Below are 10,679 nucleotides of genomic sequence, written 5' to 3'. Positions count from 1 at the left end.
CCCCCGCCCAGGACGCGGCAGCAGCGGCCGGCCCCGCCGGAGCCCGCGCCGGAACCGGAGCCGACCGAGGCCCGCTCGGTCGTCCGCACGGCGAAGGAACCGCCGGAGCGCCGCAACCCGCTCGGCAGCACGCTGGTGCTGGTCGTCGTCGCGGTCGTCATCAGCGCGGGCACCGCCATCGCCTTCGCCCGCTGACGACCGCCCCGCACACCCCCAGAATTGGGGCATGACGCTGCCGCGGCTCACCGAGGCCGAAGAACGGATGTGGACGGCCTTCCCGCGAGGTGAATGGGTCGACCTGCGCACCGGCGACCCCGCGCAGGACGACGTCGCCGCCGCCGGGCACTGGGACGACGACCGCGTGGTCCGCGCCGAGGTGATCGCCGCGCTGCTGCTCGGCGCGGTCCCGCCGGACCCGGGCAGGCGCCCCGGCGTCCGGCTGCGCGGCGCCCGGATCGAGGGCCGCCTCGACCTCATCGGCGCCGAGGTCGGCTGCGCGCTGGTGTGCGAGCACTGCCACTTCGACGCACCGGTCCGGCTGGTCGAGGCGACCGCCCGGACGGTGCGGCTGGTGCGCTCGTCGCTGCACAGCGTCAACGCGGCGCGGCTCGGCATGAACGGCATCCTCAACCTGCACCTCAGCACCGTCCGCGCCGGGATCAGGCTCGACCGCGCCAGGGTCAGCGGGGAGATCTCGCTGCGCGGCGCCCGGATCGGGCCGGGCGACCGCGGCGTCGCGGTCGCCGCAGACGGCCTCGTCGTGGACGGCCAGCTGGAGGCCGACGAGGGGTTCCGCGCCGACGGGGCCGTACTGCTGCGCGGCGGCCGCGTCGCGGGACGGCTGTGCCTGGCGGACGCCACGATCACGGGCGCGGACGCGCGCTCGCCGGCCCTGACCCTCGGCCGGACCGCGATCGGCGGGGGGCTGCACGCCACCGCGCTGACCGTCCACGGCCAGACCGCGCTGCGCAACACGCGCGTCGAAGGCGAGGTCCTGCTCGACTCGGCGGCCCTCCGCAACCCCGGCGGGGTGGCGCTGGCCGCGGGCGGTCTCACGGTCGAGGGCCCGTTCCTCGCGGAACGCGGATTCACGGCCGAGGGCGAGGTGCGCATGCCCGGCGCCCAGATCCGCATGTTCCTCTCCCTCGCTGGCGCCTCGCTGTCCGCACCGGACGGCGCTGCGCTGTGGGCGGACGGTGTCACGGTGGGCGACATCGACGCCGCGGACCTGACCGTGGCGGGCGGCCGGGTCAGCCTCGTCGGCGCGCAGGTCGGCAACGACCTCACCCTGACCGGGGCGGACCTGGACGCCAGCGGCGCGCGGCCGGGCGGCGGGAAGATCGCGCTCATCGCCGACAACATCGCCGTCGGCGGCACCTTCGACTGCCGGCGGCTGCGGGCCCGCGGCGAGGTCCGCGCCGTCGTCGGCCGCATCTCCGGCCGCCTCCTGCTGACCGGCGCCCGCCTGGAGAAGCCCGGCGGGCGCACCTGCCTGCGGCTGTCCCGGGCGGAGATCGCCGCCGACCTGTTCTGCACGGACCTGCACGCGACCGGGCGGGTGAAGCTGTCGGGCACCAGGGTCGGCGCCCGGGTGGACCTGGCCGGCGCCCGGCTCGCCGACCCCGGCGGCGTCGCCCTGGACGCCCGCACCCTCCAGGCCGGCGAGCTGATCCTCCGACCGTCCGAACCGGTCCAGGGCGAGGTCGTCCTGGCGCACGCCCGCGTCGGCGTCCTCCGGGACGACCCGCGGACCTGGGCGCGGGCGCTGTCGCTTGACGGTCTGGCCTACGAGAGCCTGGAGCCGCGCCTGCCCGCCCGCGAGCGGCTGCGCTGGCTGGCGCTCGACCCGGCCGGCCACCACCCCCAGCCGTACGAGCGGCTGGCCGCCCACTACACCGCCATGGGGGAGCCCGGCGAGGCGCGGCGCGTCCTGCTGGCCAAGGAGCGCCTCGCCCACCGCGCCGGGACCCCCGCCGGGCGGGTCTGGGGCCTGCTGCAGGAGGCCACGGTCGCCTACGGCTACCAGCCCTGGCGCGCCGTCCTGTGGCTGGCCCTGCTGGTGACCGCGGGCGGCCTGGTTTACGGGACGCACCCGCCCCGGCCGCTCAAGGCGGACGAGGCCCCGCACTTCAACCCCGTCGTCTACACCCTCGACCTGCTGCTGCCCCTGGTCGACCTGGGGCAGCAGCGCGCCTTCAACCCCGCCGGCGGGTACCAGTGGTTCTCGTACGCGCTGGTCGCCGCGGGCTGGATCCTGGTGACGGTGATCGCCGCGGCCGTGGCCCGCGTCCTGTCCCGCCGCTGACGGGCACCGGCCACGGCCGGGCGGAGCACCTGTGCCGGGCCCTACAGGCCGGGGATCTGGTGGTTGCGGAAGGCGTCCACGAAGTAGGTGTGGTCGTCGCGGACGATCTCGGCGTACCGGGTGCCGAACGCGACCATCGCCTCGACGAACGCGGACTCGTCGTCGCCGATCACCGCGTTGATGGCGTCCTCGACCTGGAAGCCGACGAGCGTGTGGTCGGAGTCGCTGTCGGAGACGCAGTGCACCTTTGCGGTGGCGCGGCCGAGGTCGTCCAGGACCGACAGCATGTCCTCCGGCTCGGTGAGGCCGCCCCAGTCCAGGTCCTCCTCGTAGGGCGACAGCTCCTGGACGACGTAGCCGACGCCGCCGATCCGGGTGTGGCCGAGCCACGGGTCGGCGTTGGCCTGCAGCGCGCGGCGGGACACCGCCGTGCGGTGCCCGTGGTGCTGGAAGTACTCGCGGATGCGCGCGTCGTCGACGACGCGGCTCGGGGCGGCGACGTTGCCTTGCTTCATCGACAGGACGACGTCGTTCTCCAGCGCCTGGGTGTTGCCCTCCACCAGGATGTTGTAGGCCGACAGCCCCGCGGACCCGATGCCGAAGCCGGACGCGCCGACGATGTCCTTGATCTGGTAGGTCAGGCTGCCGAAGCGCTTGTCGTCCGGGATCGTCGCCAGGTACTCGGCGTAGGCGGCCTCGACCTCGGCGCGCTCGGCGTCGTCGAGGCGGCGCACGCCGGGGCGGTCGCGGAACCGGCGCTCGGCCCCCGCCACCTCGGTCATGCCCTCCAGCAGCCCGATGCGGGTGCCGCCCATCGCGGCGACCAGCACGTCGCGCACGTACCCGTCGGTGGTGTCGAGGGTCAGCGCGAACTTCTCGTCGCCGTCGTGGGCGGCGAACCGGCGGACCTGGTCGACGTAGGCGCGCACGTAGGTCTCGATCAGCCGGCGGATGTCGTCGTCGGAGATCGCCTTCTGCCACGCCAGCAGCGCCAGGCTCGCCACGAACCGCTTGACGTCCCAGGTGAAGTGCCCGACGTACGCCTCGTCGTAGTCGTTGACGTCGAAGACGAACACGCCGTCGTCGTTCATGTAGGTGCCGAAGTTCTGCGCGTGCAGGTCGCCCTGGATCCACACGCGGGACGTGCGCTCGTCGGCCCACGGGTCGTCGTCGTGGACGATGTCGGCGTAGAACAGGCAGGCGCTGCCGCGGTAGAACGCGAACGGGTCGGAGGCCATCTTGCGGAAGCGGCGGCGGAACTCGGCCGGGCTGCGCTCCATCAGGTCCGAGAACGCGTCGACGAGGACGTCGACGATCTGCGCCTGACGCTCCTTCGGGTCCCGCCCGCGCAGTTCCTCGGTGATGCTCGCCATGCTCGACTCTCCTCGATGGTCGGGTGCTCCCCCGCCGCTGCCGGGGCTTTCCCGGATCATTGTGCCGAATCGCCCGCGGTCCGGGCGGTGAACAGCGCGCGAACGGCCGGCTCGGAGCGCACCAGGTCCAGCGCGGTCTCGGCGTGCGCGGGGACGTAGCCGTTGCCGATGAGCATCGTGACGTCGGCGGCGAGGCCCTCCGCGCCGAGCGCGGCGGCCGGGAACGACGTCGCCATCGAGAAGAACACGACGGTGCCGCCGGGCGCGGTCGCCAGGATCGCGCCGTGCTCGCAGCCCGGCACGTCCACGCAGACGACGGTGACGTCCGCGGGTCCGCCGTTCGCGCGCTGGATCGCCGCGGCGACGGCGACCGGGTCGCGGGCGTCGGCCCGCACGACGGCGTCGGCGAGGCCCGAGGCGGCCAGCCGCTTCTCCTCCTCGGCGGTCGGCACCAGCCCGATCACGCGGGACGCGCCCGCGCGCCGCGCGGCGGCCAGCGACAGCGAGCCGCTCTTGCCCGCCGCGCCGAGCACCGCCACCACCGGTGCGCCCTCCTGCGACGCAACGACGCGGTGGGTGAGGGCCGGGGCGCCGCACACGTCCATGACGGCGAGGGCCAGCGGGACCGGGAGGTCGGCGGGCAGGACCGCGGCGATGGACCGGGCGAACAGGATCGCGTGCCCCTGGGCGGGCACCTGCTCGGACAGGCCGTCCCAGTCGGCCAGCCCGTCGGTGATGGCCAGCGGCGTCAGGGTCAGCGACACGAGGGTGGCGACGCGGTCGCCGGGCCGCAGCCCCAGCGGAGACTCCGGGCCCGCCTCCTCGACGACGCCGACGAGCATGCCGCCCGACCCGGTGACGGGGTTGTGCATCTTGCCGCGCTCGGCGACGATCCGCAGCACCTCGGCCCTGATCGCGCCGGGGTCGCCGCCGTGGGCGGTGTGCAGCTGCCGGTAGGACGCGGCGTCCAGGTTGAGCCGCTCGACGCCGATGCGGACCTCGTCGTCCCGGATCCGCGGGTCCGGGTCCAGCCGGTCCGCCGCCTGCGGCAGCACGCCCGCGGGCTCCAGCACCCGGTGCAGCCCCACCGCCGTGCCCGTTCCGCCGTCCCTCATCGCCGTCCCGCCTCCCTGAAGACACCGGATTTTGTACAAGATGTATCGGGTACAACTGGTTTCATCGAAAGTCTTCCCGTAACGTCGGCGACCTACAAGAGTTTTATGCGATCACGAGGCGAGGAGGCGGTCAACGATGACCACTGCCCTGCATCCGGACCGGGACACCGCCCGGTCCGCGGAGACCGCGCGCCAGCCGTACGCCTACCGGCGCCGGCCCCTGGAGGAGCCGGACTGGCGCCGCTTCCCCGGCTGGCGTGACGTCACGCGGGAGGAGTGGGAGTCGGCGCAGTGGCAGCGCGCCAACTGCGTGAAGAACCTGCGGCAGCTCCGCCGGGTCATGGGCGATCTGCTGGACGAGTCCTTCTACGCCGACCTGGAGCGGGACCAGGCCGAGCGCGCGACGATGTCGATGCTGCTGCCGCCGCAGATGCTCAACACGATGGACTGCTCGTCCACCGGCGCGTTCCACGCCGATCCGGTGCGGCGCTACATGCTCCCGGTGTTCAGCGACCGGCGCACCGACTGGCCGTCCCACCCGCACGCCAGCCGCGACTCGCTGCACGAGGCCGAGATGTGGGCGGTCGAGGGGCTCACCCACCGCTACCCCACCAAGGTCCTCGCCGAGATCCTGCCGACCTGCCCGCAGTACTGCGGGCACTGCACCCGCATGGACCTGGTCGGCAACTCCACCCCGAGCGTCGACAAGCACAAGTTCACGATCAAGCCGCCGGACCGCCTCGGCGCCATGCTCGACTACCTGCGCCGCACGCCCGGCGTCCGCGACGTGGTCGTCTCCGGCGGCGACGTCGCCAACATGCCGTGGGCGCGGCTGGAGTCGTTCGTCGGCTCCCTGCTGGACATCGACAACATCCGCGACATCCGGCTGGCCAGCAAGGCCCTCATGGGCCTGCCCCAGCACTGGCTGCAGGACGACGTCCGCGCCGGCATGGAGCGCCTGGCCGCCAAGGCGCGCGAGCGCGGCGTCCAGATCGCGATCCACACCCACGTCAACGCCGCCCAGTCGGTGACGCCGCTGGTGGCCCGGGCCGCCCGCGCCATGCTCGACACCGGCATCCGCGACGTCCGCAACCAGGGCGTGCTGCTGCGCGGCGTCAACGACACCCCCGAGGCGCTCCTCGACCTGTCGTTCGCGCTCCTCGACGAGGCCGAGATCGTGCCGTACTACCTGTACATGTGCGACATGATCCCCTACAGCGAGCACTGGCGGCTCGCGGTGTGGGAGGCGCAGGAGCTGCAGCACGCCATCATGGGCTACCTTCCCGGCTTCGCCACGCCGCGGATCGTGTGCGACGTCCCGTACGTCGGCAAGCGCTGGGTGCACCAGCTCGCCGGGTACGACCGCGAGCGCGGGATCTCCTACTGGACGAAGAACTACCGCACCGCGCTGGAGATGTCCGACCCCGACGCGCTGGACAGGCGGTACGAGTACCACGACCCGATCTACACCCTGCCGGAGCGGGGCCGCGAGTGGTGGCGGGAGCAGCTGGAGGCCGCCTGACTCCGGCGGGCGCCCGGCCCGGCGCCTTTACATTGTAGATCAATAACCGGCGGACTATCCTCGGGCACGTGACCACAGCCCCGACCTCCCGGTTCCCGGCCGGCGCCGCCGTCACGGCGGCCGCGCTGGAGGACGACCCGCACCCGCACCTGGCGCGGCTGCGGGCGCGCGAGCCGGTGTCCTGGCTCCCCGCGCTCGACGGCTGGCTGGTCACCTCCCGGGAGCCGGCGCTGCGGGTGATGCGCGACGCGGACGCCTTCACGGTGGACGACCCGCGCTTCTCCACCGCGCAGGTCGTCGGCCCGAGCATGCTGTCGCTGGACGGCCCGGCCCACACCCGGCACCGCGACCCGTTCGCGCGCCCCTTCCGGCCGGCCGCGACCCGCGAGCGGTTCACCGCGTTCACCGAGGCCGAGGCCGCCCGACTCGTCGGCGGCCTGGCGCCCGCGGGCCGGGCCGAGCTGCGCGGCGAGCTGGCCGGGCCGCTGGCCGTCGCCGTCGTCACCGAGGCGCTCGGCCTGGCCGGGGTCGACGCGGCCACCGTCCGGTCCTGGTACGGGGCGTTCGTGGAGGCCGTCTCCGCCATCACCGCGGGCGGCGCCGCGCCCGCCGGCGCCGCCGAGGCGCACCGGCTGCTCCGCTCCGCCGTCGCCGACGCCGTCGCCGCCTCCCGCCCGGGGTCGCTGCTCGCCGCCGCCGCGCGCGACGAGACCGGCCTGACCACCGACGAGGTCGTCGCCAACGCGGCGGTCCTGATGTTCGGCGGCATCGACACCACCGAGGGCATGATCGCCAACGCCGCGCTGCACCTGCTCGGCCACCCGGACCAGCTGCGGCTCGTCCTGGCCGACCGGGACCTGCTGCCCGCCGCGATCGAGGAGTCGCTGCGGCTGGAGCCGTCCGCCTCGGTCGTGGACCGGTACGCAACCCGCGACACCGCCCTCGGCGGGGCGCCGGTGCGCGCGGGCGACCTGGTCCGCGTGTCGATCGCCGCCGCCAACCGCGACCCGGCCGTGTTCCCCGACCCGGACCGCTACGACGTGCGGCGGGAGAACGCCGCCGAGCACCTGGCGTTCGCGCGCGGCCCGCACTTCTGCTTCGGGTCCCACCTGGCCCGGCTGGAGGCCCGGGCGGCGCTCACCGCGCTGCTGGACCGGCTTCCCGGGCTGCGGCTCGACCCGTCCCGCCCGGCGCGCCCGCGGGGGCTGGTGTTCCGCAGGCCGCCGCGGCTGGACGTCTGCTGGGAGACCTGACGGCCGGTTCCGGTCTGCGCAAAATATGCCGCTGACCTCGCCTTTATGGGAGCATCCCTCAATGGACGTCGAACGCCGAGTCGTACTCCGCTTCGCCGAGGAGAGCCGGGAAGCCGAGACGCACACCAACCTGTCCGCCGTGCGCCAGGACGGCCGCTGCCTGTGGGTCGCGGGCGACGAGACGGCCACCGTCGAGCGGCTCACCGCCGTCCACGACGCGGACGGGCGCGTCACCGCCTACGCGGACCAGCGGACCGTGGCGCTCGCCGACCTCGTCCCGCTGCCCGCGGGCCCCGGCGAGGAGGCCGACATCGAGGGGCTGGCGCGCGGCAACGGCTGGCTCTGGGCGATCGGCTCGCACAGCCTCAAGCGCAAGCGGATCAAGCCGGAGCACAGCGGCGCCAAGTCCCGCCGGCGGCTCGCCAAGGTCGTGCGCGAGGACAACCGCTTCATCCTGGCGCGGCTCCCCCTGGTCACCGGCGGCGACGGGCTGCCCGAGCCCGTCCGCGAGGACGGGGACCGCACGGCGGCCGTGCTCGGGCTGAACAAGGACTCCATCACCGACCTGCTGGAGGACGACCCGCACCTGGCGCCGTTCCTGGCGATCCCGAGCAAGGACAACGGCATCGACATCGAGGGGGTCGCCGCCCACGGCGACCGCCTCTACGTCGGCCTGCGCGGGCCGGTGCTGCGGGGCTGGGCCGTCCTGATCGAGATCCGCCCCGACACCGACCCCGGGGACCCGAGCCGGCTGCGGCTGCTGCCGCTCTCCGACGACGGCGCGCTCTACCACACCCACTTCATGGACCTGGGCGGCCTCGGCATCCGGGACCTGTGCCCGCACGGCGACGACCTGCTCGTCCTCACCGGGCCCAGCATGGACCTCGACGGGCCGGTGCGCGTCGTGCGCTGGCGCGGCGCGGTCACCGCCGACGCTCCGGAGATCGTGACCTCCGCCGACCTGGAGGTGCTGGGCGACCTCCCCTACGGCGACGGCGACGACCACGCCGAGGGGGTCGCCGTCCTGGAGGAGTCGGACGGCTCCGGGCTCCGGCTGCTCGTCGTGTACGACAGCCCGGCCCCCGGGCGGCTGACCGAGGACGGCGGCGTCATCGCGGACGTGGTGCGGATCGGCGGCTGAACCGCGACCCCACCCGAATAAGCGCTCGCTTGCGCCGGTCTGCTTGGATGGGGACGGACACCCCCAGGAAGGCAGAACGAGCATGATCGAGTGGTCCGACGAAGACCTGATGATCCGGGACGCGGTGCGCGGCTGGATCGACGCGGAGGTCCGGCCGAACCTGGACGCGCTGGAGTCGGGCGACCTGCCGCCGTACGACCTGCTCCGCAACCTGTTCAAGACCTTCGGCATGGACGAGATGGCCCGCGCGTCCTTCCGCGCCCGGCAGGAGCGCGGCGAGTCCGGCGGCGACGGAGACGGAGACGGCGAGCGGTCGGGCGGCGGCAACGCGGCGATGTCGATGCTGCCGATCATCGAGCTGTGCAAGGTCGCACCGGGCCTGGTCTCGGCGATGGGCGTCGGCCTCGGCCTCGCCGCCGGGACGATCATGAAGCGCGGCACGCCCGAGCAGCGCGAGCGCTGGGCCCTCGACCTGCTCACCCTCGACAAGGTCGGCGCGTGGGCCATCACCGAGCCCGGCTCCGGCTCCGACGCGTTCGGCGGCATGCAGGCCACGGCCAGGAAGGCCGGCGACGAGTACGTCCTGAACGGCAGCAAGACGTTCATCACCAACGGCCCCTACGCCGACACGATCGTCTTCTACTGCAAACTGGACGACGGGCGGGATCCCCGCGACCGCGAGATCCTCACGTTCGTCCTCGACCGCGGCATGGAGGGGCTGGAGCAGAGCAAGCCGCTGCGCAAGATGGGCCTGCACTCCTCCCCCACCGGCGAGCTGTTCCTCAGCGACGTCCGCGCCGGCGCCGACCGGCTGCTCGTCTCCGGGTCCGGCAGCGGCAAGGACTCCGCCCGGCAGAACTTCGTCACCGAGCGCGCCGGCGTCACCGCCATGGCCCTCGGCGTCATCGAGGAGTGCCTGAAGCTGTCGGTCGAGTACGCCAAGACCCGCGAGCTGTGGGGGCAGCGGATCGGCGACTTCCAGCTCATCCAGCTCAAGCTGGCCAAGATGGAGGTCGCGCGGCTCAACGTCCAGAACCTGGTGTTCCGGCACATCGAGATGCAGCGCGCGGGCCGGACCCCGACCCTCGCCGAGGCGTCGGCGATGAAGCTGTACTCCGCCCAGGCCGCCAGCGAGGTCGCGCAGGAGGCCGTGCAGCTGTTCGGCGGCAACGGCTACATGAGCGAGTACCGCGTCGAGCAGCTCGCCCGCGACGCCAAGTCGTTCCAGATCTACGCCGGCACCGACGAGATCCAGATCACCCACATCGCCCGCGACCTGCTGTCGTCCTGACCGCCCCGCGGGGTGCGCGCGGGGCGCACTCCGCCGCGAACTTTCGCGGGCGGCCCGCCGTCGAACCGGTGGGGGGCGGGTGAGGGCGATCATCCGTCCCCCACCCGAAGTCCTTTCTGGACAAGCCGACGATGGGGACTGGATACTCACAGCTATGGACGGTCAGCCCTCATTCCCGGTGAGAGCGTCCGACATGGAACGGGACCGGGTCCTGCGCGTCCTCAGCGACCGCGTGGCCGAGGGCCGGATGTCGAACGAGACCTTCGAACGGCGTGTCGACCAGGCGCTGCAGGCCCGCAGCAGGGCCGAGCTGGCCGACATCGTGCACGACCTGCCGCCCGCGGGCCGCGTCGTGCGCCGGCTGACCGGCATCATCTCGTCGGTGTCGCAGGTGACCGCGCGGGTCGAGGCGGCCTGGCGGGCGCCGCGGCTGCCGCGGTTCATGCTCCCGCCCGGCGACCTCGGCCGCATCGTCGTGGGCCGCGCGCCCGGCTGCCAGTTCATCCTCCCGGACCTGACCGTCTCGCGGTTCCACGCCGAGATCTACCGCGCCGACGAGGGCTGGATGATCTCCGACCTCGGCTCGATGAACGGCACCCGCGTCAACGGCTGGCGGCTCACCGGCCCCGCCCGCGTCCGCCCCGGCGACGAGGTCGGCTTCGGCAACTCCAGCTTCATC

9 protein-coding genes are annotated in these 10,679 nt (G+C 73.8%); 7 read left to right on the top strand and 2 right to left on the bottom strand.

Annotated features, from left to right (window positions below; genetic code table 11):
* Nucleotides 1–195, top strand: a 195-nt coding sequence (locus tag E1266_RS38365) for a hypothetical protein (RefSeq protein ID WP_207946008.1), incomplete at its 5' end; no start/stop codon positions are given.
* Between the two features lie 31 nt (nt 196–226).
* Nucleotides 227–2,305, top strand: a complete 2,079-nt coding sequence (locus E1266_RS39655; protein WP_132053016.1) for a hypothetical protein — start codon at nt 227–229, stop codon at nt 2,303–2,305.
* A 41-nt stretch (nt 2,306–2,346) separates the two neighbouring features.
* Here E1266_RS39655 and E1266_RS30735 read toward each other — a convergent pair whose 3' ends face one another.
* Both E1266_RS30735 and E1266_RS30730 read right to left on the bottom strand, forming a co-directional pair.
* The gene (locus E1266_RS30735; protein WP_132053014.1) at nt 2,347–3,678 is read right to left on the bottom strand and encodes a DUF2252 domain-containing protein; all 1,332 of its coding nucleotides are present in this window, start codon (nt 3,676–3,678) and stop codon (nt 2,347–2,349) included.
* 56 nt (nt 3,679–3,734) lie between these two features.
* A complete protein-coding gene (locus E1266_RS30730) occupies nt 3,735–4,793 on the bottom strand; it encodes a zinc-binding dehydrogenase (RefSeq protein WP_132053012.1) in 1,059 nt (352 codons plus the stop codon).
* Between the two features lie 136 nt (nt 4,794–4,929).
* On the opposite strand from E1266_RS30730, the gene E1266_RS30725 reads away from it, so the two are divergent.
* The 5 genes from E1266_RS30725 to E1266_RS30705 all read left to right on the top strand — a co-directional run.
* Nucleotides 4,930–6,315, top strand: a complete 1,386-nt coding sequence (locus E1266_RS30725; protein ID WP_132053010.1) for a lysine 2,3-aminomutase — start codon at nt 4,930–4,932, stop codon at nt 6,313–6,315.
* 68 nt (nt 6,316–6,383) lie between these two features.
* Nucleotides 6,384–7,568, top strand: coding sequence for a cytochrome P450 (locus E1266_RS30720; RefSeq protein WP_132053008.1), 1,185 nt, complete (start codon nt 6,384–6,386; stop codon nt 7,566–7,568).
* A 61-nt stretch (nt 7,569–7,629) separates the two neighbouring features.
* A complete protein-coding gene (locus E1266_RS30715; RefSeq protein WP_132053006.1) occupies nt 7,630–8,709 on the top strand; it encodes a DUF3616 domain-containing protein in 1,080 nt (359 codons plus the stop codon).
* Between the two features lie 82 nt (nt 8,710–8,791).
* Nucleotides 8,792–10,000, top strand: a complete 1,209-nt coding sequence (locus E1266_RS30710) for an acyl-CoA dehydrogenase family protein (RefSeq protein WP_132053004.1) — start codon at nt 8,792–8,794, stop codon at nt 9,998–10,000.
* Nucleotides 10,001–10,154: 154 nt separating this feature from the next.
* Nucleotides 10,155–10,679: DUF1707 and FHA domain-containing protein (locus tag E1266_RS30705; protein ID WP_132053002.1), on the top strand; the 525-nt coding region annotated here is incomplete at its 3' end.

This window comes from Actinomadura sp. 7K534, from assembly GCF_004348575.1.
Classification (GTDB): Bacteria; Actinomycetota; Actinomycetes; order Streptosporangiales; family Streptosporangiaceae; genus Spirillospora; species Spirillospora livida.
The sequence above is the reverse complement of the archived record's forward strand: the minus strand, read 5'-3'. Positions and strand labels throughout refer to the sequence as shown.

Excerpts from the sequence above, each read along its gene's own strand:
- E1266_RS30730 (WP_132053012.1), bottom strand. The coding sequence starts at position 4,793 with ATGAGGGACGGCGGAACGGGCACGGCGGTGGGGCTGCACCGGGTGCTG.
- E1266_RS30725 (WP_132053010.1), top strand. The coding sequence starts at position 4,930 with ATGACCACTGCCCTGCATCCGGACCGGGACACCGCCCGGTCCGCGGAG.
- E1266_RS30710 (WP_132053004.1), top strand. The coding sequence starts at position 8,792 with ATGATCGAGTGGTCCGACGAAGACCTGATGATCCGGGACGCGGTGCGC.
- E1266_RS39655 (WP_132053016.1), top strand. The coding sequence starts at position 227 with ATGACGCTGCCGCGGCTCACCGAGGCCGAAGAACGGATGTGGACGGCC.
- E1266_RS30735 (WP_132053014.1), bottom strand. The coding sequence starts at position 3,678 with ATGGCGAGCATCACCGAGGAACTGCGCGGGCGGGACCCGAAGGAGCGT.
- E1266_RS30715 (WP_132053006.1), top strand. The coding sequence starts at position 7,630 with ATGGACGTCGAACGCCGAGTCGTACTCCGCTTCGCCGAGGAGAGCCGG.